The organism is Curtobacterium luteum, from assembly GCF_001475545.1.
Lineage (GTDB): Bacteria > Actinomycetota > Actinomycetes > Actinomycetales > Microbacteriaceae > Curtobacterium > Curtobacterium luteum_A.
In genome coordinates this window covers 1-22786 of the sequence record NZ_LDQC01000028.1, presented here as the reverse complement: position 1 = coordinate 22786, position 22786 = coordinate 1, and the positions used below count along the sequence as shown (strand labels likewise).

Here is a 22786-nt window from a genome sequence, read left to right as displayed (position 1 = left end):
GCCGTCTGCTGGTCGCGATCAGAACGCGGCGTCCACCGCATCCTCGGCGCGCGTGTACCGGAAGGCGTAGCCGGAGCCGAGCAGCTTCGTCGGGACCATCTGCTGGCTCGACAGGAGCATCTCGTCCGCGGCCTCACGGAGGACGAGACGCAGCGCGAACTCGGGCATCCGGAACAGGTAGGGGCGGTGCAGGTCCTCCGCGACACGGTGGGTGATGCGGTCGGAGACGGCGGGCTCCGGGCCCGCGAGGTTCACCGGACCCGACACCTCGGCGGCGTCGGGGCTGGTGGCGAGGTGCACGATCGCGCCGACCTCGTCGTCGAGGGCGATCCACGGCCAGAACTGGCCGCCGGTGCCGAGCCTGCCGCCGAGCCCCGCCTTCGTGAGCGGCACGAGCGGGGCGAGCGCGCCGCCGCCCTGTCCGACGACGATGCCGGTCCGCAGCGTCACGACGCGGACGCCGTCCGGGGCCGCGTTCGCTGCGCCCTCCCACGCGGCGCAGACCTCCGCGAGGAAGCCGGAGCCGGCGGCCGCATCGTCCTCGAGCACGTCGGACGGGCGGTCGCCGTAGACACCCGACGCCGAGCCGGACAGGAACAGCGCCGGCGGGTTCGTCGCGTGCCGCATCGCCTCGACAAGCGTCTCGGTGGCGGACACCCGCGACCGGAGGATCTCCTGCTTGTAGGCAGCGGTCCACGGCAGCTTGCCGATGTTCGCGCCGGCGAGGTTGATGACGACGTCCGCTCCGTCGAGGATCGCGGGGTCGAGCGGCCGTGACCCCGGTGCCCAGCGGAACTCGGCGGGGGAGCGGGGCTCGCGACGCACGAGCGTGGAGACGTGGTGCCCGGCCTCGCGGAGCGCGCGGACGAGGGGCGTGCCGATGAAGCCGGACGCGCCGGCGATCACGATCGAGAGCGGCTGTGGGGTGGTGTCGGGCATGCCCACAACGCTACTCAGCAACCCGGACATGTCCCCGGCTCGTCGTAGGCTCGTGGTCGTGACCGACGAGACCGTGCAGCCCGATCCCAGCGTCCCGACCCCCTACGAGGACCTGTTGCGTCGCGTGCTCGAGGAGGGCGCGCCGAAGGGCGACCGCACCGGCACCGGCACACGCAGCATCTTCGGCGCCCAGCTGCGCTACGACCTGTCGGAGGGCTTCCCGCTCGTGTCGACGAAGCGCGTCCACTTCAAGTCGGTCGCCTACGAGCTGCTGTGGTTCCTGCGCGGCGACGGGAACGCGCGATGGTTGCAGGAGCACGGCGTCCGGATCTGGAACGAGTGGGCGGGCGAGGACGGCGACCTCGGCCCGGTCTACGGCGTGCAGTGGCGGTCCTGGCCGACCCCGTCGGGCGAGCACGTCGACCAGATCGCCCAGGTCATCGAGCAGATCCGCAACGACCCGGACTCGCGTCGCCTCATCGTGTCCGCGTGGAACGTCGCCGATGTGCCGGACATGGCGCTCGCCCCCTGCCACGCGTTCTTCCAGTTCTACGTCGTGGACGGCAAGCTCTCGTGCCAGCTCTACCAGCGCAGCGCAGACATGTTCCTCGGGGTGCCGTTCAACATCGCCTCGTACGCGCTCCTGACGCACATGATCGCGGCACAGACCGGGCTCGAGGTCGGCGACTTCGTGTGGACCGGCGGCGACTGCCACGTCTACGACAACCACGTCGAGCAGGTCCGCGAGCAGCTCACCCGCACGCCGTACCCGATGCCGACGCTGCGCCTCGCGACGCGGGACTCGATCGACGACTACGTGTACGAGGACATCGAGGTCGTCGGGTACCACCACCACCCCGCCATCACGGCCGCGGTCGCCGTCTGATGTCCTCTGGCCTGGAGTGGACCGAGCCCGTCCACGGCGTGGGGATGGTCTGGGCGCGGTCGCGGTCCGGGGTGATCGGGGCGGACGGCGGCATGCCGTGGCACGTCCCGGAGGACCTCGCCCACTTCCGGCAGGTCACGGGCGACGCCACCGTGGTGATGGGCCGGCGGACGTGGGAGTCCCTGCCGCCGCGGTTCCGGCCGCTGCCCGGGCGGCGGAACGTCGTGCTCACGCGGGACGCCGACTGGGCCGCGTCGGACGCCGCGTCCGGGGCCGAGGTGGCGCACGACCTCGCGACCGCGCTCGACACCGACGAACCCGTGTGGATCATCGGCGGTGGGCAGGTGTACGCGGCGGGACTCGCCTTCGCCGACCGGGTGTCCGAGACGGTCATCGACGTCGAGGTCCCGGGTGACACACTCGCGCCGGAGCTCGGCGGGGGCTGGACGCTCGTCGACGAGGGGCCGTGGCAGGAGTCCCGCGTCGACGGCACGCGCTTCCGCTTCCTCGAGTGGCGCCGCGCGGAGCGCACGCGTCCGTAGCGCGCGCTGCGGGCGAGCCGCGCCGGCCGCTGCGCTGCGCTGCGCGGCAGCGCGCGGAGCGCGACCAACGCACAGCGCTCGCCGCGCTGCGCGGAGCGCTGCGCTGCGCGGAGCGCTGCGCTGCGCTGCGCTCGCCGCGCTGCGCGGCAGCGCGCGGAGCGCGACCACCGCACAACCAAAGGCAGTGCGCACTGCGGATTCGCGTGGTGCGCACCGTCTTCGGTTGTGCGGGTGCGAACCGCGCCGCGGGGGCGGCCCCGCGCCGGACCCGACCGCCCGCAGCCCGCAGCAGCCGCGCACGGGCCGAGCCGTGCCTCCCGGCCGGCCACCGTCCGGGCGGACTGCGGGCCCGACGCCCGACCCCGGTACGCTGGTCCCCGTGTCCACGCGTGAGAATCCCTTCGGCCAGGTCCTCGTCGCCCTCGTGACCCCGTTCACCGCCGACGGCGAGGTCGACTGGCCCGGCGTCGAACAGCACATCGACGACTGCATCACGGCCGGCGCCGACGGCATCGTCGTCACGGGCACCACCGGCGAGACGTCGACGCTCACCGACCCCGAGAAGCTCCGGCTCGTCGAGGTCGGCAAGTCCGTCGCCGCCGGCCGCGCGAAGATCATCACGGGCGGTGGCTCGAACGAGACCGCGCACGCCATCCACCTCTACAAGCAGAGCGAGAATGCCGGCGCCGACGGTGTCATGATCGTCACGCCGTACTACAACAAGCCGACGCAGGCGGGCGTGCTCACCCACTTCCGGATGATCGCCGACGCCACCGACCTGCCCGTCATCCTCTACGACATCCCCGGCCGCACGGGCATCCCGATCACGTACGAGACCATCGTGCGGGCGTCGCACCACCCGAACATCCTCGCCGTGAAGGACGCCAAGGGCGACTTCGCCGAGGTCTCCCGGGTGCTCAACAACACCGACCTCATGTACTTCTCCGGTGACGACACGAACGTGCTCCCGCACCTGTCGATCGGGGCCACCGGGCTCATCGGCGTCACCGCGAACATCACGAGCACGCCCTACCGCACGATCGTCGACGCCGTGAACCGCGGCGACCTCGCGACCGCGACCGCCGAGCACAAGCGCGTCGAACCCCTGGTCCGTGCGATCATGACCCACGTCCCCGGCACCGTCGCGGCGAAGTACGTGCTGCACGGGCTCGGCCGCATCGGCAGCCCGCGCGTCCGCCTGCCCCTCGTCGGCCCCGAGGACACCGAGGCCTACGCCATCGAGACCTCCCTCGAAGCGGTCCGGGACATCCCGGGCGCCGACTTCTCGAACTTCCGCCCCGACCGCAACGCAGCGGCCGGCGGCGCATTGCCGAAGGTGCCAGGCACCACACGTTAGGAAGACCGCGTCGCACGGGCAGTGCGTCGCACGACAGTCAGGACCGAATGCCCACCCAGATCTCCGAACCGCAGCCGCTCGAAGCCGGCACCCTCCGCGTCGTCCCCGTCGGGGGCCTCGGCGAGATCGGTCGCAACATGACCGTGTACGAGTACGAGGGCAAGCTCCTCGTCGTCGACGCAGGTGTGTTGTTCCCGGAGGAGCACCAGCCCGGTGTCGACCTCATCCTGCCGGACTTCGCACCCATCCGGGACCGCCTCGACGACGTGCTCGGCGTCGTGCTCACGCACGGCCACGAGGACCACATCGGTGCCGTCCCCTACCTCCTGAAGCTCCGCGACGACATCCCGCTGATCGGCTCCACACTGACCCTCGCGCTCGTCGAGGCAAAGCTCAAGGAACACAGGATCAAGCCGTACGCGCTCGTCGTGCAGGAGGACCAGACCGAGCAGCTCGGCCCGTTCCACCTCGAGTTCGTCGCCGTCAACCACTCCATCCCGGACGCCCTCGCCGTCGCGATCACGACCCCCGCCGGTCGTGTCCTGCACACGGGCGACTTCAAGATGGACCAGCTCCCGCTCGACGACCGGATCACGGACCTCCGTGCTTTCGCCCGCCTCGGCGAGCAGGGCGTCGACCTGTTCCTGCCGGACTCGACGAACGCCGACGTGCCGGGTTTCACCGCGCCCGAGCGCGACATCGGCCCGGTCCTCGAGAACATCATCACGCGCGCCCGCAAGAAGGTGGTCGTCGCGAGCTTCTCGTCGCACGTGCACCGCGTCCAGCAGGTGCTCGACGCCGCGGCCGCCGCGAACCGCAAGGTCGCCTTCATGGGCCGCTCGATGATCCGGAACATGACGATCGCGGCCGAGCTCGGCTACCTCCGGGTCCCGGACGACGTCCTCATCGACACGAAGAAGGCGAAGAACGTCCCGGACGACCAGATCGTCTACATGTCGACCGGGTCGCAGGGCGAGCCGATGGCCGTGCTCGCGCGCATGGCGAACCTCGAGCACCAGATCGAGATCGGCGAGGGCGACACCGTCATCCTGGCGTCGAGCCTCATCCCCGGGAACGAGAACGCCGTGTACCGCGTGATCGACGGGCTGACGAAGCTCGGCGCGAAGGTCGTGCACAAGGGCAACGCGCGAGTGCACGTCTCCGGCCACGCCAGCGCCGGCGAGCTGCTCTACTGCTACAACATCCTGCGGCCGAAGAACGTGCTCCCCGTGCACGGCGAGCACCGTCACCTGTACGCGAGCGCCGACCTCGCGATCCAGACCGGCGTCCCGCCGCGGAACGTCATCCTGGGGCAGGACGGCATCGTCGTCGACCTCAAGGACGGCGAGGTCCGCGTCGCCGGCCAGCTCGACATCGGCTACGTGTACGTCGACGGCTCGACCGTCGGCGAGATCACCGACGCCGACCTCAAGGACCGCCGTGTCCTCGCGGAAGAGGGCTTCATCTCGATCTTCTGCGCCGTCGACTTCACCACCGGACAGTGCGTGGTCGGCCCGGAGATCCAGTCGCGCGGCTTCGCCGAGGACGACTCGGTGTTCGACGACGTCCGCCCGCAGATCGCGAAGGCCCTCGCCGAGGCCGCCGCGAACGGCACGCGTGACCAGCACGCCTTCAGCCAGGTGGTCCGTCGCACGGTCGGCCGCTGGGTCAACTCCAAGCACCGCCGTCGCCCGATGATCGTCCCGGTCGTCATCGAGGCGTAACCCTCGGTCGGGGCCGCGCAGTCGCGCGTTCGGCCTGGAGGCCCGTCGCACGTCCGTCACGGACGCTGCGGCGGGCCTCCGCTCGTTTGTCCCCGGGCAGGATTAGGGTTCCACCCATGGCCGGAGGCACCAAGTCGACCACGCGCTCACGCGCGTCCTCGTCGTCGCGCACGAGCGCGACGCGCGGGACGTCGCGCACCCAGGCGACGACGAAGAAGCTCCCGCCGGCCACACAGCCGCCGGTGTTCCGGGAGCAGAACCCCCTCGTGACCGCCTGGCTCGCGATGGCGCACGGCGTCGGCGCGCTCTTCCGCGTGCTCGGCAAGGAGTCCCTCGAGAAGGACCAACGTCGCGACGGCTTCCCGTTCCTGCTCGTCCTGCTCGCGATCGCCGGAGCGGTCGTGGAGTGGTTGAACCCGACGAGCGCGGTGTCGGTGAACCTCGACGCCTACACGTTCGGAGGGCTCTTCGGGCGGCTCGCGTTCGCCCTGCCGGTCATCATGGTCGTGTTCGCCGGGTGGCTCTTCCGACACCCCGCCTCGGTCCACGACAACACCCGCATCGGGATCGGTCTCGGCATCCTGCTCGTCTCGATCTCGTCCCTGTGCCACGTCTTCGGCGGGACCCCGAGCGCGTCCGACGGCATGCCGGCCCTCGCCGCTGCTGGTGGGGTGCTCGGTTGGGTGGTCATCGGGTGGCTCGTCACGATCGCGACCGCGTGGGTCGCCGTGCCCGTGGCCGTGGTGCTCCTCGTGCTGTCCCTGTTCATCATCACGAAGACGCCGCCGAACAAGACCGGACGGCGCTTGCACGAGCTCTACGCCTACCTCTTCGGCGCTCCGGCTCCGGTCGACGAGGAGGTCGACGTCGCCCCCGAGCCGGTCCAGCGGAAGCCGCGCGGCAAGGGGAAGAAGGGTGAGCAGGAGTTCCAGCTGTTCGACGACCTCGGCTTCGGCGAGGACGGCGCCCCTGCTGAGGAGGGTGTCGAGACCATCCCGTGGTGGCGGCGGAACAAGTCCGGGCGCGAGGAGGACCCGGCCTTCGACAGCCCCGTGCTGCCGGCAGCGGCGACCCAGGCGGCACCGACCGCGCCCTCGGTCTCGCCGAACGCCGGGGCAGCCGCAGGGCTCATCGACCACACGCCGTCCGAGCCCGGTTCCGTGAACCTCAACGACTCGGTCGAGCAGGACCTCGAGCAGGCCGAGCAGGCGCTCCGCGACTTCGGCGCCGCGGTGCCCGCCGCACCGGCACCCGTGGCCGAGCCGACGGTGGGCGAGGCGACCCGTCCCGATGCCGGGGTGTCCCCGGTGGTCTCCCCGAGCCTCCCGGCCGAGGACCCGGCGGACGACCAAGCCGACGCTGCCGACGGCCTGTCGGCGACCGCGGACGACGAGGACCCGGACAAGCCGTACCGCCTGCCGGCGGCGACGACCCTGAGCGCGGGGACCCCGTCGGTCGCGCGCAGCCAGGCGAACGACGACATCGTCGCGGCGATCACGGGCGTCCTCACCGAGTTCAAGGTCGACGCGAAGGTCACCGGGTTCTCCCGCGGGCCGACGGTGACGCGCTACGAGATCGAGCTCGGCCCTGGTGTGAAGGTCGAGCGCGTCACGGCGCTCTCGAAGAACCTGTCGTACGCGGTCGCGTCGAACGAGGTCCGGATCCTCTCGCCGATCCCGGGCAAGAGCGCGATCGGTGTCGAGATCCCGAACACCGACCGCGAGACCGTGTCGCTCGGTGACGTCCTGCGGTCGAACGCTGCACGCAAGTCGAAGCACCCGATGACGATCGGCGTCGGCAAGGACGTCGAGGGCGGCTTCGTCGTCGCGAACCTCGCGAAGATGCCGCACCTGCTCGTCGCGGGGTCCACCGGGTCCGGCAAGTCGGTGTTCATCAACTCGATGATCACCTCGCTCCTGATGCGTGCGAAGCCGTCCGAGGTCCGCATGGTGCTCGTCGACCCGAAGCGCGTCGAGCTCTCGATCTACGCCGGGGTCCCGCACCTCATCACGCCGATCATCACGAACCCGAAGAAGGCAGCCGAAGCGCTGCAGTGGGTCGTGAAGGAGATGGACATGCGGTACGACGACCTCGCGTCGTTCGGGTTCCGCCACGTCGACGACTTCAACAAGGCGATCGAGAACAACGAGATCATCCTGCCGGCGGGCAGCGAGCGGAAGCTCAAGAAGTACCCGTACCTGCTCGTCGTCGTGGACGAGCTCGCCGACCTCATGCTCGTCGCCCCACGGGACGTCGAGGAGTCGATCGTCCGCATCACCCAGCTCGCCCGCGCGGCCGGCATCCACCTCGTCCTCGCGACGCAGCGCCCCTCGGTCGACGTGATCACCGGCCTGATCAAGGCGAACGTGCCGTCCCGCGTGGCCTTCGCCGTGACGAGCGTCACCGACTCCCGGGTGATCCTCGACCAGCCGGGCGCCGACAAGCTCATCGGTCAGGGCGACGCGCTCTTCCTGCCGATGGGGTCCTCGAAGGCCCTCCGCGTGCAGGGCGCCTGGGTGCAGGAGAGCGAGGTCGCCGAGGTCGTCCAGCACGTCACCCGACAGGCCCGCCCCGAGTACCGGCAGGACGTCCAGGCGGTCGTCGAGCGCAAGGAGATCGACGCGGACATCGGCGACGACCTCGAACTGCTGCTCGCGGCGGTCGAGCAGGTCGTGTCGACGCAGTTCGGATCGACGTCGATGCTGCAGCGCAAGCTCCGCGTCGGGTTCGCCAAGGCCGGGCGCCTCATGGACCTCATGGAGTCGCGTGACATCGTCGGGCCGTCCGAGGGGTCGAAGGCGCGCGACGTCCTCGTGACGCCGGACCAGCTCCCCGGCGTGCTCGCGAAGCTCCGCGGCGAGGAACCGCCGTCGGCCGCCGCTCCGGCTGCACCGCCGGTGGGTCAGGCGTCTCCGGGCGGTTCGTCCGCGGGAGCCGCTGCCGCGGGTGGTGCCGCGGTCGAGGCCGACGGAGACCGGTACGGCGACGACCCGGTCTCGGACATGACGCGCGGGTACCCTGAAGAGGATGACGGACCGGACGAGGACGCGTGGGGACTGACCGGCAGGGAGTGAGTGCGATGACCAGCACCGAAGGCTCGCACAGTGCAGCGCAGTTCCCGTGGCGCGGGCGGCTGATCCGCAAGGGCGACGGACCCGCCTCGACGGCGAACGTGGCGAACATCATCACGGTCGTGCGCATCCTCATGGCGCCGCTGTTCTTCGTCCTGCTGCTCGCGGACGCCGGGCAGGACACCGCCGTGCGGATCTGGGCGGCGGTCCTCTTCGTCGTCGCGATCGTCACCGACAGTGCGGACGGCATCATCGCCCGTCGGCAGAACCTCGTCACCGACTTCGGCAAGCTCGTCGACCCGATCGCCGACAAGGTGCTCATCGGCGGGGCGCTCGTCGCGCTCTCGATCCTGGGTGAGCTGCCCTGGTACGTGACGATCCTGATCATGGTGCGCGAGATCGGCATCACGGTGTTCCGGTTCGCGGTGCTGTCCGACCGGGTGATCCCGGCGAGCCGTGGCGGGAAGATCAAGACCGTCCTGCAGGCCGTCGCGATCACGCTCGCGCTGTTCCCGTGGTGGCAGCTCGTCGGGGACTGGGCGCACTGGGTGAACGGCATCCTGATGACCGCGGCGTTCCTGGCGACGGTGCTCAGCGGGATCGACTACCTCTGGCAGGCGTGGAAGCACAACCGGACCGCGGCGTGACGTCGTTCGCGGGTGCGTCCAGCGGAGCCGACGCGGCGCGGGCGGCCCGGGCGGTCGTCTCGGAACTGACCGCGCGCGGCGAGACCGTCGCGGTGGCGGAGTCACTGACCGGCGGGCTCGTGGTCGCGACCCTCGTGGGTGTGCCCGGTGCCAGTGCGGTCGTCCGGGGTGGCGTCGTGGCGTACGCGACGCCCGTGAAGGCCTCGGTGCTCGGCGTCGACGCCGAGCTGCTCGCCGAGCGCGGAGCCGTCGACCCCGAGGTCGCGCGGCAGATGGCGGCCGGTGTCCGGTCGGCGCTGTCGGTCGACGGAGAGGCGGCCACGTGGGGGATCAGCACCACCGGTGTCGCCGGCCCTGACCCGCAGGACGGCAAGCCGGTCGGCACGGTGTTCGTCGGGATCGCGTCGGCGGACGGAGCGACCGCCTGGGAACTCCACCTCGACGGCGATCGCGATGCAATCCGTCACGCGACCGTCTCCGAACTCCTCGCACGGATGTCCTCGGCGGCAGACGGCGCTCTCCCCACCGCGGGGGAATAGGCCCCGTTTCCACTGGGTTACATCTGACGCAATCTCCAGCAGGACCGCAGCCCCAGTGGTTAGCATGCTGCAACCGGCAACGCTAGTGTTGCTGGTCCCGACCTTGATCACCCCGATCGAGCGGGCCGGAGACGACAGGAAGGAGGAGATCTCATGGTTCTCGTTCGTCAGGAAATCGGCGACGTCCTTCGGGACTTCCGCTTGCAGAAGGGCCGGACCCTCCGTCAGGTCGCGTCCAAGGCCAGCGTCGCTCTCGGGTACCTCAGCGAGGTGGAGCGCGGACAGAAGGAAGCCAGCTCCGAGATCCTCGCTTCGGTCGCCGACGCGCTCGACACGCCCATCTCCACGATCATGCGTGAGGTGGGTGACCGTCTCGCCGTCGTCGAGGGGCTCACGCCCGTCCCCGACACGCTGCCCGACGAGCTCGTCGCCGAGTTCGACAACGACCTCGCGGTGCGCTGACCCGCACCGACCCTCGAACACCCCCGCCGGTCCGCCGGTGGGGGTGTTCTCGTTAGGGTGGTCCGGTGCGTGTGAGTGAGTTCTGGCGAGCCGTCGACCAGGTGTTCGGCGAGGAGTACGGCGCGGTCGTCACCCGAGACGTCGTGCTCGAGGCCATCGGCGGTCGCTCGGCTGCCGAGGCGCTCCGAGCGGGCGTGGACGCGCGCACGGTGTGGGACGCGCTCTGTGACTCCCAGGACGTGCCGATCGACCGACGGCACGGCAAGGGACTCGCCGAGCCGAAGGACTGACGTCCCACCCGAAACTCTGTTCGGCGTGTTGCTCGAACACGTGTTCTATCGGTGGTAGCTTCCTGCACAACGGACTCGTCCGGGTGTCCTCTCCACCGAGGGCGTGGTCGTCGGCAGTGATGTCGGTGGCCCGCCGTAGGTTGATCGACATCGGGACAGGCCCGACGCCTTGTCGCAGAAGCACCGGCCTTGCAGCACCGGCCGGGGTGGCGCGACAGCCTACAGGCAGCAGACATCGAGCACGAAGGAAGCGCACCATGCCCTCACCCCAGGACCGCGAGAAGGCCCTCGAAACCGCTCTCGCCCAGATCGATCGTCAGTTCGGCAAGGGCACGGTCATGCGTCTCGGCTCGGATGAGCGCGCGCCGGTCTCCATCATCCCGACGGGTTCGGTCGCCCTCGACGTGGCGCTCGGCATCGGTGGGCTCCCGCGCGGCCGCATCATCGAGATCTACGGCCCGGAGTCGTCCGGTAAGACGACCCTCACGCTGCACGCGATCGCGAACGCCCAGCGCAACGGTGGTATCGCCGCGTTCATCGACGCCGAGCACGCGCTCGACCCCGAGTACGCGAAGAAGCTCGGCGTCGACATCGATGCGCTCCTCGTCTCCCAGCCCGACACCGGTGAGCAGGCCCTCGAGATCGCGGACATGCTCGTCCGTTCCGGTTCGATCGACCTCATCGTCGTCGACTCCGTCGCCGCGCTCGTGCCCCGTGCCGAGATCGAGGGCGAGATGGGTGACTCGCACGTCGGTCTGCAGGCACGCCTGATGTCGCAAGCGCTCCGCAAGCTCGCCGGTGGGCTCAACCAGACCCAGACGACGATGATCTTCATCAACCAGCTGCGCGAGAAGATCGGTGTGTTCTTCGGCAGCCCGGAGACCACGGCCGGCGGCAAGGCGCTCAAGTTCTACGCGTCGGTCCGGCTCGACATCCGGCGCATCGAGACGCTGAAGAGTGGTACCGACGCCGTCGGCAACCGCACGCGCGTCAAGGTCGTCAAGAACAAGATGGCTCCGCCCTTCAAGCAGGCCGAGTTCGACATCCTCTACGGCGTGGGCATCTCGCGTGAGGGCTCGTTGCTCGACTTCGGTGTCGACCACGGCATCGTGAAGAAGTCCGGCGCCTGGTACACCTACGACGGCGACCAGCTCGGGCAGGGCAAGGAGAACTCGCGGTCGTTCCTCATCCAGAACCCGGAGATCGCGGCTGAGATCGAGGGCAAGATCCTCACGAAGCTCGGTGTCGGCGGGGCGAAGGACGCTGTGGCCGAGGCCCCGGTCGACTCGATCGCGCCGAAGCTCGCCGAGCGCAAGGGCGCGTGACCTCCTCGGACGGCCGCGCCCCTCGGGGTGACGACGACCTCGCACCGGTCACCGACCTGTTCGGTGCGAGGTCGCGTCGGGGCGTCAAGCGGAGCCATCCATCCGACCCCACGCCCGAAGCGGGAGCAGACGCGCGTGATCTGCCGGTGACCGACGACGCCGACGCCCCGGTCGCGCTGCCGACGGCACTCCGTGGCGCACAGGCGCAGGCAGAGTGGGTGTCCCCGGTCGTCGGCGATGCCGGCGGGCGGAGCACCCGAGCGGAGCGCGGAGGGTACGACCACGACGCCGAGGCCGATGCCCCGACCGCGTCGGTGTTCGCCATCGTGGGCGGTGACGAGCTCGCCCCCGAAGACGCGCCTCGGCCGCTCGACGAGCAGCGTGCCGACGCCGAGCGGTTCAGTATGCGCGCCCTCGGGCGTCGCGGGGTCAGCACGTCGGAGATGCGGAAGACGCTGACCCAGCACGACCTCGAGCCGGACGTCGTCGAGGACGAGATCGATCGACTCACGCGCGTGGGACTGCTCGACGACGTGGCGCTCGCGACCGACCTCGTCGACCGGCTCCACGAGCGCAAGGGGCTCGGCCGGCAGGGGGTCGTGGCGGAGCTCCGGCGTCGTGGCATCGACCAGGTCGCGATCGACGCGGCCCTCGAGGCGGCGGCCGATGATCAGGACGACGAGTTCGTGCGGGCGCTCGACCTCGCTGCCAAACGCGCCGGACAGCTGCGCGGGCTCGACCGTGCCACTGCGGAGCGTCGGCTCTCGGGGTTCCTGATGCGCAAGGGCTACGGCTCGGGTGTCGTGCGGGTCGCCGTCGAGCGGGCGCTCGACGGCTCAGCCAGGCGACCGCGACCGGGTGGCGGCTCCGTCCGGTTCGAGTAGCACCACGGCCGGGACACCTGCCGGCAGCATCGACGGGTGGCACCGCCGCCGGACGGCCGCCGACTCGGTGTCCACCCCGCGGTGACCGAGCCGGGCGGCCCGCTCCAGGGTCCTCGGCACGGGCGGGGATCGACCTACACTGGGACGATCATGGCCACCGTCGAAGCGCGCCCCCGCACCTACGAAGTCCGCACCTACGGGTGCCAGATGAACGTGCACGACTCGGAGCGGCTGAGCGGGTCGCTCCGTGCCGCCGGGTACGTCGCCGCGGACGGCGAGCAGGCCGACGTCGTGGTCATCAACACCTGCGCCGTCCGTGAGAACGCCGACAACCGCCTCTACGGGAACCTCGGACACCTCGCGGGCGTGAAGCGCGAGCACCCGGGCATGCAGATCGCGGTCGGCGGGTGCCTGGCACAGAAGGACAAGAACGTCATCCTCGAGAAGGCGCCGTGGGTGGACGTCGTCTTCGGCACGCACAACATGGGGTCCCTCCCGACGCTCCTCGAGCGGGCACGGCACAACGACGAGGCGCAGATCGAGATCCTCGAGTCCCTCGACGTCTTCCCCTCGACGCTGCCGACGAAGCGCGACTCGACGTACAGCGGCTGGGTGTCGATCTCCGTCGGCTGCAACAACACCTGCACGTTCTGCATCGTCCCGTCGCTGCGCGGCAAGGAGAAGGACCGCCGCCCTGGCGACGTCCTGGCCGAGATCCAGGCGCTGGTCGACGACGGTGCGATCGAGGTCACCCTCCTCGGGCAGAACGTCAACTCGTACGGTGTGGAGTTCGGCGACCGCCAGGCGTTCGGCAAGCTCCTACGTGCCGCTGGTGCGATCGACGGCCTCGAGCGCATCCGGTTCACGAGCCCGCACCCGGCAGCGTTCACCGACGACGTGATCGACGCCATGGCCGAGACGCCGAACGTCATGCCGCAGCTGCACATGCCGCTGCAGTCCGGGTCCGACCGCATCCTCAAGGCGATGCGCCGGAGCTACCGGAGCGAGCGGTTCCTCGGCATCCTCGACCGCGTCCGGGCGAAGATCCCGCACGCGGCGATCTCGACGGACATCATCGTCGGCTTCCCGGGCGAGACCGACGAGGACTTCGAGGACACCCTCCGCGTCGTCGAGGCCTCGCGGTTCGCCTCCGCGTTCACGTTCCAGTACTCGATCCGCCCCGGGACGCCGGCCGCGACGATGCCGGACCAACTCCCGAAGGAGATCGTGCAGGAGCGCTACGAGCGCCTCATCGCACTGCAGGAGCGCATCACCGCCGAGGAGAACGCCGCGCAGGTCGGCCGGGGCGTCGAGGTCCTCGTCGCCACCGGAGAGGGCAAGAAGGACGACGAGACGCACCGGCTGTCCGGTCGTGCGGAGGACTCCCGCCTCGTGCACTTCTCCGTGCCGAGCGGTTCGGACGTGCCGCGCCCCGGCGACGTCGTCACGGTCGAGGTCACGCGTGCCGCGCCGCACTTCCTCATCGCCGACAACGACGGGCCGCTGCGGATCCGACGGACCCGGGCGGGCGACGCGTGGGACCGCGCGCAGGCCGAGAGCTGCGGGGTGCCGACGCCCTCCACGCCCGGTGACGGGCCGCGTCCGGTGTCGCTCGGCCTCCCGTCGCTCCGTGTCGGCCGCTGACGCCGAGCACCCTCCGGCGGCGGGATCGGACCCCGTCGCGGGCCCTGGGCGCGCGGCCGACCTGATCGCGGTCGTCGGCGCGACGGGCACGGGGAAGTCCGACCTCGCCGTCGCGATCGCCGACCTGGTCCGGGCCGCCGGTCGCCCCGCCGAGGTCGTCAACGCCGACGCGATGCAGCTCTACCGCGGCATGGACATCGGGACGGCGAAACTGACGACCGCGGAACGGCAGGGCATCCCGCACCGGCAGCTCGACGTCCTCGACGTGACCGACGAGGCGAGCGTCGCCGCGTACCAGCGGGACGCCCGCCGCGAGATCACGCGGATCCAGGACGCGGGCGGCGTCGCGGTCCTCGCCGGCGGGAGCGGGCTGTACGTGTCCGCCGTGCTGTTCGACCTCGACTTCCCGGGAACCGACCCGGAACTCCGCGCACGGCTCGAGCGGGAGCACGACGAACTCGGACCGGGCATCCTGCTCGACCGGCTGCGCAGCCTCGACCCGCACGCGGCGGCGACCATCGACGCCCGCAACCCGCGGCGACTGACCCGAGCACTCGAGATCGCGAGTCGCTCCGAGGTCGTCACCCCGAGCCTCCCGTCCGCGCCCCGCGCCTGGCGACCCGCGCGGATCCTGCACCTGCGCCGCGACCGCGCGCACCTGGTCGAGGCGCTGCAGTCGCGAGCCCAGCGCATGTTCGACGCCGGGCTGCTCGACGAGGTCGATCGCCTCCGTGGCGCGGGTCTCGAGCGGGGCCGGACCGCCTCGCGGGCCATCGGGTACTCGCAGGCGCTCGACGTGCTCCGCGGGGACGCGACCGTCGCGGAGGCGGTGGCGGCGACGAGCCTCGCGACGCGGAAGTACGCCCGGCGACAGGTCGCGTGGTTCAAGCGGTACGCGACCGCCGAGGACCTCGACGTCACCGGAGCGGACCGGACGGACCTGTCGGCGCTGGCCCGTAGGATCGTGGCGTGACCGAGCTGCACTTCACGAAGGGCCAGGGGACCGGCAACGACTTCGTCCTGTTCGCCGACCCCGACGCCATCGTCGACCTCACCCCCGAGCGCATCCGCGCCATCGCGGACCGCCGCTTCGGCGTGGGCGGGGACGGCGTGATCCGTGCCGTGCGCTCCGAGACCCTGCCCGAGGGACGTGCACTCGTCGCGGTGGAGCCCGAAGCCGTCTGGTTCATGGACTACCACAACGCCGACGGAACGGTCGCCGAGATGTGCGGCAACGGCGTCCGGGTGTTCGCGCGGTACCTCACCGAGTCCGGACTGGTCGAGCTCGCGCCCGGCGAGACCCTGACGATCGGCACCCGCAAGGGGTTGGTGGACATCCAGCGGACGACGAACGGGTTCCAGGCAGACCTCGGCCGCTGGGGGCTCGGGATCGAGGGTGGCGGCGCCGGCGACGTGCTCGTGCGGGCGAAGAACCTCGACGGCGCCCGGCCCGGCCTCGGCATCGACGTGGGCAACCCGCACGTCGTGGTCGCCGTCGCGACGGAGGACGAGCTGGCCGAGCTCGACCTGACCTACGTGCCGGTGCTCGACCCCGCGCCGGAGTCCGGGGCGAACGTCGAGTTCGTCCTCCCGGGGGAGCCCCTCATCAACGACGGCGTCGGAGAGATCACGATGCGCGTGCACGAACGTGGCAGCGGCGAGACGCTGTCGTGCGGCACCGGTGCGGTCGCGGCTGCCCTGGCGACACGGCACTGGGTCGGCTCCGGTGCACCGGACACCTGGCGCGTGCGGGTGCCCGGCGGCGTCGTGACCGTGCGCATGTTCGCGGCCGAGGACGGCGAGCACGTCGCATTGTCCGGGCCTGCCGAGCTGGTGTTCTCGGGCGACCTCACCGTCTGACGGGCGGGCGCGGGACACAGCGCACTGACGAACCAGGATTCCGACGTCGAACCAGGCGGAGGGGGCGGTTCGATGTCGGTTCCGTGGTTCGTCGCATGGCCGACAGAGCGCGACGCGACGCCACGCGACGTGACGCCACGCGACGCCACGCGACGCCACGCGACGCAACGCGACGCGACGCGACGCGACGACCGTGACGCGTGCGCGGCGGTGGTCGACGGGCGGCCCCGCCGCGGCCTGGAGGCCCGTGGCCCGCGACCGACGTCGGTGACGCCCGGCGTGCCTCCAGTCCGGATCCCGCGGCCGACGTCGGTGACGCCCGCCGTGCCTCCGGGCCGGATCGCGCGGCGCGCCCGCCGCGCTGCGCGGCTGACGCGCTGCGCGGCTGACGCGCTACGCGCCCCGGTGCACGCGGATGACCCGGAACCCCTTGTCGGTCGATGCCCGAGACACCGTGAAGTCGGACCCGAGGGTGTCGCGTAACCAGCGCTGGAGCGAGTCGCCGCCGAGGTCCTTCGAGACGACCAACCATGCCTCGCCGCCGACCTCGAGCCGGGGGAGCCAGGTGAGCAGGATGTCGTGCAGTTCGTCCTTGCCGACGCGGATCGGCGGGTTCGACCAGATCGTCCGGAAGCGGAGGTCGGCGGGGACCTCGCCGGGGAGGGCCACCGTGACGTTCGTCGCCCCGGCGGTCGCCGCGTTCGCCCGCGCGAGCCCGAGGACGCGCTCGTTGACGTCGACGCCCCAGACCTGCGCGTCGGGCGACTCGAGCGCCATCGTGATCGCGATCGGACCCCAGCCGCAGCCGATGTCGAGGAGTGCGCCGTCGGCGGCCGGCGGCGGCACCGATCCGAGCAGGACCTTCGTACCGCGGTCGACCCCGTCCGGGCTGAACACGCCGGCGGCGGTCGAGAGGGTGAGGGCGCGACCGGCGAGCGTGACGTGCACCTGGCGCTCTCGGATCTCCGACGAGGGGCTGGCGGAGAAGTAGTGGTCGTTCGCCATGGATGAACCGTAGCGTCTCACCCGTGTGTCCCGGGCGTGGCGGCGGTACCCTGTGGACAGGATGACGGATACCCCTCAGCAGAACCACCAGTCCCACGACGACAGCGCCGACGGTGTCGTCGAGCGCGTGCTGCGCAACGCCGACCAGCGCGCCACCTCATCGATCTTCGCCCCGGCCCAGGCGATCCAGACCCGCTCCGTCGACGACCACGGTTGGACGGGCGACGGCGACCAGTACGACCGCGAGGACCGTGCGGCCCTCCGCCGTGTCACGGGCCTCTCCACCGAACTCCAAGACGTCACCGAGGTCGAGTACCGGCAGCTCCGGCTCGAGCAGGTCGTCCTCATCGGCGTGTACCCGCAGGGCGACGCGCAGGACGCGGAGAACTCCCTCCGCGAGCTCGCTGCCCTCGCCGAGACGGCAGGTGCTGTCGTGCTCGACGGGCTCCTGCAGCGTCGGCCGACGCCGGACCCCGCGACCTACCTCGGCAAGGGCAAGGCCGAGGAACTCGCGATGATCGTCAAGGCCACCGGGGCCGACACCGTCATCGCGGACACGGAGCTCGCACCCTCCCAGCGTCGTGCGCTCGAGGACGTCGTCAAGGTGAAGGTGATCGACCGCACGGCCGTGATCCTCGACATCTTCAGCCAGCACGCGAAGACCCGCGAGGGCAAGGCCCAGGTCGAACTCGCGCAGCTGCAGTACCTCCTCCCGCGCCTCCGCGGCTGGGGTGAGTCGATGTCCCGGCAGGCCGGTGGTCAGGTCTCGGGCGGTGCGGGCATGGGTTCCCGTGGCCCCGGTGAGACGAAGATCGAGCTCGACCGTCGTCGCATCCACACGCGGATGTCGAAGCTCCGTCGGCAGATCGCCGGGTTCCGCCCGGCGCGAGAGGCCAAGCGCGCCGACCGACACCGCAACGACGTCCCGAGCGTGGCGATCGCCGGGTACACGAACGCCGGCAAGTCGTCGCTCCTCAACCGTCTGACGAGCGCGGGCGTGCTGGTGCAGAACCAGCTGTTCGCCACCCTCGACGCGACCGTCCGGCGCACGAACTCTGCCAAGGGCCGCGAGTTCACCTTCGTCGACACCGTCGGGTTCGTCCGGAACCTGCCGCACCAACTGGTCGAGGCGTTCCGGTCCACCCTGGAGGAGGTCGGCGAGGCCGACGTCATCGTGCACGTCGTCGACGGCTCGCACCCCGACCCCGCCGCGCAGCTGGCGACGGTCCGCGAGGTCGTCGGCGACGTCGGTGCGCGGGAGATCCCCGAGATCGTCGCGTTCAACAAGGCGGACCTGGTCGACGAGTCGCAGCGGCTCGTGCTCCGCGGTCTCGTGCCGGACGCCGTGTTCGTGTCCGCCCGCACGGGCGAGGGCATCCCGGAGTTGCTCGCCGCGATCGAGGACCGCCTGCCCGAGCCCGACGTGTCGCTCACCGTGGTGATCCCGTACGACCGCGGAGACCTCGTGTCGTCACTGCACGACGCGGGTGCGGTGGAGTCGGTGGACTACGTGGAGGACGGGACACGGCTGCAGGTGCGGGTGTTCCAGCGGCAGGTCGCGGAGCTCGACCCGTTCGTGGTCACGCCGGTCGCGTCCTGACGCGCTGACGCGCTGACGCGGTCCGGCCTGGAGGCACGGGGTGCGTCCGGCAGGTCCCTCACCACTGCCTCGAACCACGAAACCGACATGGAACCAGCCTTGAGGACTGGTTCCATGTCGTTTCCGTGGTTCCGAAGTCGTCTCGGCTCGCGAGCAGCGCGGTGACGGCGTCGGCGCCGCGTGCGTCAGATCGAGCGGAGGACCGCGACGACCTTGCCGAGCACGGTGGCGGCGTCACCGAGGATCGGCTCGAACGCGGAGTTGCGGGGGAGCAGCCACGTGTGACCGTCGCGCTGCCGGAACACCTTCACGGTGGCCTCCTCGTCGAGCATCGCCGCGACGACGTCGCCGTTCTCCGCGGTCTGCTGTGAGCGGACGACCACCCAGTCCCCGTCGCAGATGGCGGCGTCGATCATCGACTCGCCGACCACCTTGAGCATGAAGAGGTCTCCGGTGCCGACGAGCTGGCGGGGGAGCGGGATGATCTCGTCGACGTGCTGCTCGGCCGTGATCGGGACACCCGCGGCGATCCGGCCGACGAGCGGCACGAGCGTGGTCGCGTCGACGTCGGGCCCGTCGGCGTCGGCGCTGGGCTCGTCGACCAGGACCTCGAGTGCGCGCGGTCGGTTCGGGTCACGACGGATCCAGCCCCCGAGCTCGAGCTGGCCGAGCTGGTGGGAGACGCTCGAGAGTGATGAGAGACCGGCAGCGTCGCCGATCTCCCGCATGCTCGGCGGGTAGCCCCGGCTGGCGATCGACGCGCGGATGGCGTCGAGGATCGCCTGCTGCTTCGGCGTCAGCGGCTTCTGTCCGCGCAGTTCGTCCGCCACGTGGTCTCACCCTTCGTCGGTGCGGGACCTGGCCCGGCGGGAATGTCGGTGGTCCCCGCTTGACTCGTCCCAGTCGGTCGAAACAGTATCCGACCGCCGATACCCGGACAAACACCTGTTCGAGCGTGTCGCGAGAATTCCCTGCAGAAATCCCTCCTGGGGACTTGTGCAGCCACCGGTTCGAAACTATGTTCGGTACACGACTTCGGATCACCGAACGGGAAGGCAAGAACGACATGAGCACCATCGCCATCGCTGAGACCCAGCGTCACGCAGCTCCCGCCGTGCGTACGCGCCTGCGCCTGACGCGTCGCGGGCGGATCGTCTTCACGACCCTCGCCGCGCTCCCGATCCTGCTGATCGTCGCGCTGGCGGTGCTCAACGGTGGTCGCGCATCCGCCGGTGACGCCTCCGGATCCGGGTCCGCGCACTTCGAGACGGTCACGGTCCAGCCCGGCGAGACGCTGTGGCAGCTGGCGGAGGAAACCGCTCCGAACGCCGACCCGCGCGACTTCGTGCAGGACGTGGTGAGCCTCAACGCGCTCGACGGCGCGGGGCTCCAGGCGGGCGAGAAGATCGCGATCCCCGCGAAGTACATCCCCGCGGAGTACGCAGACGCGAAGTAGGTCCACCCGAGATCGCGCGACGGGATGGCCTGCGCGCGATCACGCGGGGAGATCCCGCGTGCGGTGCGGTGCGGTGCGGTGCGGAGTCCGTCCGGACGGCCGGTCTTCATGTCGCCCGAGCGGCCTACGATGGATCGGTGGCATTCACGCTCGAAGACCTCCCGATCCGAGACGACCTGCGCGGGCAGAGCCCCTACGGTGCTCCGCAGAAGCACGTGCGCGTCCAGCTGAACGTCAACGAGAACACCCATCCGGTCCCGGCCGAGGTCGCCGACGACATCGTCGAGTCGATCCGGCAGGCCCTCGCCACCGTGAACCGCTACCCCGACCGCGAGTTCAGCGAGCTCCGTCGTTCGCTGACCGACTACCTCAACGGGGGACTCGAGGGCCCTGCGCTCCTGACGCCTGAGCAGCTCTGGGCGGCGAACGGGTCGAACGAGGTCCTGCAGCAGCTCCTCCAGGCGTTCGGTGGCCCTGGGCGGAGCGTCCTGGGGTTCCCCCCGACCTACTCGATGCACTCGATCCTCGCGTCCGGCACCGGCACGCGGTGGATCCCGGCAGAGCGCGACGCCGAGTTCGGCATCTCGCCCGAGACCGTCGCCGCCGCGATCGCCGAACACCAGCCGGACATCGTGTTCCTGTGCGGTCCGAACAACCCCACGGGGACACCCCTGCCCATCGAGACGATCGCGGCAGCCTACGACGCGACCGACGGCATCGTCATGGTGGACGAGGCCTACGCCGAGTTCATGCCCGACGATGCCCCGAGCGCCCTCACGCTCCTGCCGGGTCGTGAGCGGCTGGTCGTCTCGCGCACCATGAGCAAGGCGTTCGCGTTCGCGGGCGCGCGGGTGGGGTACCTCGCCGCGCACCCGGCGGTGATCGACGCCATCCGGCTCGTCCGCCTCCCGTACCACCTCTCCGCCCTGACCCAGGCGGCGGCGGTGGCAGCCCTCCGGCACGCCCCGGCGATGCTCGCCATGGTGGACGACATCAAGCAGCAGCGTGACCGGATGATCACCGAGCTCCAGGACATGGGGTACCGCACCTACGAGTCGTGGTCGAACTTCGTGCTGTTCGGCGGTGTCGCGGACCCGCACGCCGCGTTCGAGGCACTGCTCGACGAAGACGTCATCGTGCGCGACCTCGGGATCCCGAACCACCTCCGCGTCAGTGCGGGGACGGCGGAGGAGACCACGGCCTTCCTCGACGCCATGCGCCGCGTGGCCGCGGTCCAGCCCCCGGTTAGGGTTGACGCATGACCGCCCGCACCGCCTCGATCAGCCGGAGCACGAGCGAGTCGAGCATCGAGCTGGAGCTCGACCTCGACGGCACCGGCTCCTCCGACATCTCGACGAGTGTGCCGTTCTTCGACCACATGCTCACGGCGTTCAGCAAGCACTCGCTGATCGACCTGCGGGTGCGCTCGACCGGTGACACCGACATCGACGCGCACCACACCGTCGAGGACACCGGCATCGTGCTCGGGCAGGCGCTCCGTCAGGCCCTCGGCGACCGGTCCGGCATCGGCCGCTACGGCGACGCACTGGTCCCGCTCGACGAGGCCCTCGCGCAGGCCGTGGTCGACGTGTCCGGCCGTCCGTTCCTGGTGCACACGGGCGAGCCCGAGGGCTTCGCGTTGCACCGGATCGGCGGGCACTTCACGGGTTCCCTCGTCCGCCACGTCTTCGAGGCGATCACGTTCAACGCCGGCATCACGGTGCACGTTCGCGTTCTCGGCGGACGAGACCCGCACCACATCGCAGAGGCCGAGTTCAAGGCGCTCGCCCGTGCGATGCGGAACGCCGTGGAGCTCGACCCCCGCGTCGACGGCATCCCGAGCACGAAGGGCACCCTGTGAGCGCGAAGCCGAACGTCGTCGTCCTCGACTACGGCTCGGGCAACGTCCACTCGGCGGCCAAGGCGCTCGAACGCGCGGGCGCCGAGGTCACGCTCAGCGCGGACAAGCGCACCGCGCTCGAGGCCGACGGTCTGCTCGTGCCCGGTGTGGGGGCGTTCGGCGCGGTCGTCGACCAGCTCGAGTCCGTCCGCGGCGGCGAGATCGTCGACCACCGGCTGGCCGGTGGCCGTCCCGTGCTCGGCATCTGCGTCGGCATGCAGGTCTTGTTCGCGCGGGGCGTGGAGCGGGGTGTCGACGTCGAGGGGCTCGCGCAGTGGCCCGGGGCCGTCGAGGAGATCCAGGCAGAGGTACTCCCGCACATGGGCTGGAACACGGTGGAGGCGCCGGAGGACTCCGTGCTCTTCGACGGTCTGCGCGACGAGCGGTTCTACTTCGTGCACTCCTACGGAGTCACGGACTTCCCGCTCGAGGCGTACGGCCCCTTCCGACAGCCGAAGCTCACGTGGGCGGAGCACGGGCAGCGGTTCGTCGCCGCGGTGGAGAACGGACCGCTCACCGCGACCCAGTTCCACCCGGAGAAGTCCGGCGAGGCCGGCATCCAGCTGCTCCGCAACTGGGTCCGGGCCCTCTGATCCGGCGCTGAGCAGCGAACGCGGGCACCCCGAGCACGCCCGACCCCCGAGCACACCCTGCC

Annotated in this window: 22 protein-coding genes; 19 read left to right on the top strand and 3 right to left on the bottom strand. The window is 70.8% G+C overall.

Annotated elements, in window-relative coordinates; translation table 11 throughout:
* Positions 1 to 18 precede the first annotated feature (18 nt).
* Complete coding sequence (locus NS184_RS05440) at positions 19 to 939, bottom strand: TIGR01777 family oxidoreductase (RefSeq protein ID WP_058725152.1); 921 nt, start codon at positions 937 to 939, stop codon at positions 19 to 21.
* Between the two features lie 58 nt (positions 940 to 997).
* On the opposite strand from NS184_RS05440, the gene NS184_RS05435 reads away from it, so the two are divergent.
* The 14 genes from NS184_RS05435 to dapF all read left to right on the top strand — a co-directional run bounded on the left by NS184_RS05435 (position 998) and on the right by dapF (position 16170).
* Positions 998 to 1825, top strand: coding sequence for a thymidylate synthase (locus NS184_RS05435; RefSeq protein ID WP_193750400.1), 828 nt, complete (start codon positions 998 to 1000; stop codon positions 1823 to 1825).
* A complete protein-coding gene (locus NS184_RS05430) occupies positions 1825 to 2367 on the top strand; it encodes a dihydrofolate reductase (protein WP_058725119.1) in 543 nt (180 codons plus the stop codon). The genes NS184_RS05435 and NS184_RS05430 overlap by 1 nt, the downstream gene beginning before the upstream one ends.
* Positions 2368 to 2746: 379 nt before the next feature.
* On the top strand, positions 2747 to 3724 hold the full coding sequence (dapA, locus tag NS184_RS05425; RefSeq protein WP_058725118.1) for a 4-hydroxy-tetrahydrodipicolinate synthase: 978 nt from the start codon (positions 2747 to 2749) through the stop codon (positions 3722 to 3724).
* 47 nt (positions 3725 to 3771) lie between these two features.
* Positions 3772 to 5448 (top strand): ribonuclease J, encoded by a 1677-nt coding sequence (locus NS184_RS05420; protein ID WP_058725117.1) that lies wholly within the window; start codon positions 3772 to 3774, stop codon positions 5446 to 5448.
* A 116-nt stretch (positions 5449 to 5564) separates the two neighbouring features.
* The gene (locus tag NS184_RS05415) at positions 5565 to 8522 is read left to right on the top strand and encodes an FtsK/SpoIIIE family DNA translocase (RefSeq protein WP_058725116.1); all 2958 of its coding nucleotides are present in this window, start codon (positions 5565 to 5567) and stop codon (positions 8520 to 8522) included.
* 5 nt (positions 8523 to 8527) lie between these two features.
* Positions 8528 to 9166 carry a CDP-diacylglycerol--glycerol-3-phosphate 3-phosphatidyltransferase gene (pgsA, locus tag NS184_RS05410; RefSeq protein ID WP_058725151.1) on the top strand — a complete coding sequence of 213 codons (639 nt, stop codon included), beginning with the start codon at positions 8528 to 8530 and terminating at the stop codon, positions 9164 to 9166.
* The gene (locus tag NS184_RS05405; RefSeq protein ID WP_430733537.1) at positions 9139 to 9705 is read left to right on the top strand and encodes a CinA family protein; all 567 of its coding nucleotides are present in this window, start codon (positions 9139 to 9141) and stop codon (positions 9703 to 9705) included. The genes pgsA and NS184_RS05405 overlap by 28 nt, the downstream gene beginning before the upstream one ends.
* A 153-nt stretch (positions 9706 to 9858) precedes the next feature.
* Complete coding sequence (locus NS184_RS05400) at positions 9859 to 10167, top strand: helix-turn-helix domain-containing protein (RefSeq protein WP_058725115.1); 309 nt, start codon at positions 9859 to 9861, stop codon at positions 10165 to 10167.
* A gap of 65 nt (positions 10168 to 10232) precedes the next feature.
* Positions 10233 to 10457 (top strand): DUF3046 domain-containing protein, encoded by a 225-nt coding sequence (locus NS184_RS05395; RefSeq protein ID WP_058725114.1) that lies wholly within the window; start codon positions 10233 to 10235, stop codon positions 10455 to 10457.
* Positions 10458 to 10714: 257 nt separating this feature from the next.
* Positions 10715 to 11782, top strand: a complete 1068-nt coding sequence (recA, locus tag NS184_RS05390; RefSeq protein WP_058725113.1) for a recombinase RecA — start codon at positions 10715 to 10717, stop codon at positions 11780 to 11782.
* Positions 11783 to 11928: 146 nt separating this feature from the next.
* Positions 11929 to 12666: a regulatory protein RecX gene (locus tag NS184_RS05385; RefSeq protein WP_152998072.1), complete on the top strand. Its 738-nt coding sequence runs from the start codon at positions 11929 to 11931 to the stop codon at positions 12664 to 12666.
* A gap of 150 nt (positions 12667 to 12816) precedes the next feature.
* Positions 12817 to 14310 carry a tRNA (N6-isopentenyl adenosine(37)-C2)-methylthiotransferase MiaB gene (gene miaB, locus NS184_RS05380; protein WP_058725111.1) on the top strand — a complete coding sequence of 498 codons (1494 nt, stop codon included), beginning with the start codon at positions 12817 to 12819 and terminating at the stop codon, positions 14308 to 14310.
* Positions 14297 to 15283 (top strand): tRNA (adenosine(37)-N6)-dimethylallyltransferase MiaA, encoded by a 987-nt coding sequence (gene miaA, locus NS184_RS05375; protein WP_193750399.1) that lies wholly within the window; start codon positions 14297 to 14299, stop codon positions 15281 to 15283. Before miaB ends, miaA begins: the two co-directional genes overlap by 14 nt.
* On the top strand, positions 15280 to 16170 hold the full coding sequence (dapF, locus tag NS184_RS05370; protein WP_058725110.1) for a diaminopimelate epimerase: 891 nt from the start codon (positions 15280 to 15282) through the stop codon (positions 16168 to 16170). The genes miaA and dapF overlap by 4 nt, the downstream gene beginning before the upstream one ends.
* A gap of 393 nt (positions 16171 to 16563) precedes the next feature.
* Here dapF and NS184_RS05365 read toward each other — a convergent pair whose 3' ends face one another.
* The gene (locus NS184_RS05365) at positions 16564 to 17175 is read right to left on the bottom strand and encodes a class I SAM-dependent methyltransferase (RefSeq protein ID WP_058725109.1); all 612 of its coding nucleotides are present in this window, start codon (positions 17173 to 17175) and stop codon (positions 16564 to 16566) included.
* Between the two features lie 61 nt (positions 17176 to 17236).
* On the opposite strand from NS184_RS05365, the gene hflX reads away from it, so the two are divergent.
* Positions 17237 to 18775, top strand: coding sequence for a GTPase HflX (gene hflX / locus NS184_RS05360; RefSeq protein WP_058725108.1), 1539 nt, complete (start codon positions 17237 to 17239; stop codon positions 18773 to 18775).
* A 185-nt stretch (positions 18776 to 18960) separates the two neighbouring features.
* On the opposite strand, the gene lexA is transcribed toward hflX, so the two are convergent.
* The gene (gene lexA / locus NS184_RS05355; RefSeq protein ID WP_058725107.1) at positions 18961 to 19605 is read right to left on the bottom strand and encodes a transcriptional repressor LexA; all 645 of its coding nucleotides are present in this window, start codon (positions 19603 to 19605) and stop codon (positions 18961 to 18963) included.
* A 236-nt stretch (positions 19606 to 19841) separates the two neighbouring features.
* Between lexA and NS184_RS05350 the strand changes: the two genes are divergently transcribed.
* From NS184_RS05350 to hisH, 4 genes are all read left to right on the top strand, one after another.
* Entirely contained in the window at positions 19842 to 20231 is a 390-nt protein-coding gene (locus NS184_RS05350) for a LysM peptidoglycan-binding domain-containing protein (protein ID WP_058725148.1), read from the top strand.
* Between the two features lie 137 nt (positions 20232 to 20368).
* On the top strand, positions 20369 to 21493 hold the full coding sequence (locus tag NS184_RS05345) for a histidinol-phosphate transaminase (protein ID WP_058725106.1): 1125 nt from the start codon (positions 20369 to 20371) through the stop codon (positions 21491 to 21493).
* Entirely contained in the window at positions 21490 to 22092 is a 603-nt protein-coding gene (gene hisB, locus NS184_RS05340; RefSeq protein WP_058725105.1) for an imidazoleglycerol-phosphate dehydratase HisB, read from the top strand. Before NS184_RS05345 ends, hisB begins: the two co-directional genes overlap by 4 nt.
* Positions 22089 to 22724 (top strand): imidazole glycerol phosphate synthase subunit HisH, encoded by a 636-nt coding sequence (gene hisH, locus NS184_RS05335; RefSeq protein WP_058725104.1) that lies wholly within the window; start codon positions 22089 to 22091, stop codon positions 22722 to 22724. The genes hisB and hisH overlap by 4 nt, the downstream gene beginning before the upstream one ends.
* The last annotated feature ends 62 nt before the right edge of the window (positions 22725 to 22786 follow it).

Coding starts and splice junctions, on each gene's coding strand:
- NS184_RS05350 (WP_058725148.1), top strand. CDS start 19,842: ATGAGCACCATCGCCATCGCTGAGACCCAGCGTCACGCAGCTCCCGCC.
- miaB (WP_058725111.1), top strand. CDS start 12,817: ATGGCCACCGTCGAAGCGCGCCCCCGCACCTACGAAGTCCGCACCTAC.
- pgsA (WP_058725151.1), top strand. CDS start 8,528: ATGACCAGCACCGAAGGCTCGCACAGTGCAGCGCAGTTCCCGTGGCGC.
- NS184_RS05415 (WP_058725116.1), top strand. CDS start 5,565: ATGGCCGGAGGCACCAAGTCGACCACGCGCTCACGCGCGTCCTCGTCG.
- NS184_RS05365 (WP_058725109.1), bottom strand. CDS start 17,175: ATGGCGAACGACCACTACTTCTCCGCCAGCCCCTCGTCGGAGATCCGA.
- NS184_RS05440 (WP_058725152.1), bottom strand. CDS start 939: ATGCCCGACACCACCCCACAGCCGCTCTCGATCGTGATCGCCGGCGCG.
- hisB (WP_058725105.1), top strand. CDS start 21,490: ATGACCGCCCGCACCGCCTCGATCAGCCGGAGCACGAGCGAGTCGAGC.
- NS184_RS05400 (WP_058725115.1), top strand. CDS start 9,859: ATGGTTCTCGTTCGTCAGGAAATCGGCGACGTCCTTCGGGACTTCCGC.
- NS184_RS05430 (WP_058725119.1), top strand. CDS start 1,825: ATGTCCTCTGGCCTGGAGTGGACCGAGCCCGTCCACGGCGTGGGGATG.
- hflX (WP_058725108.1), top strand. CDS start 17,237: ATGACGGATACCCCTCAGCAGAACCACCAGTCCCACGACGACAGCGCC.
- NS184_RS05420 (WP_058725117.1), top strand. CDS start 3,772: ATGCCCACCCAGATCTCCGAACCGCAGCCGCTCGAAGCCGGCACCCTC.
- recA (WP_058725113.1), top strand. CDS start 10,715: ATGCCCTCACCCCAGGACCGCGAGAAGGCCCTCGAAACCGCTCTCGCC.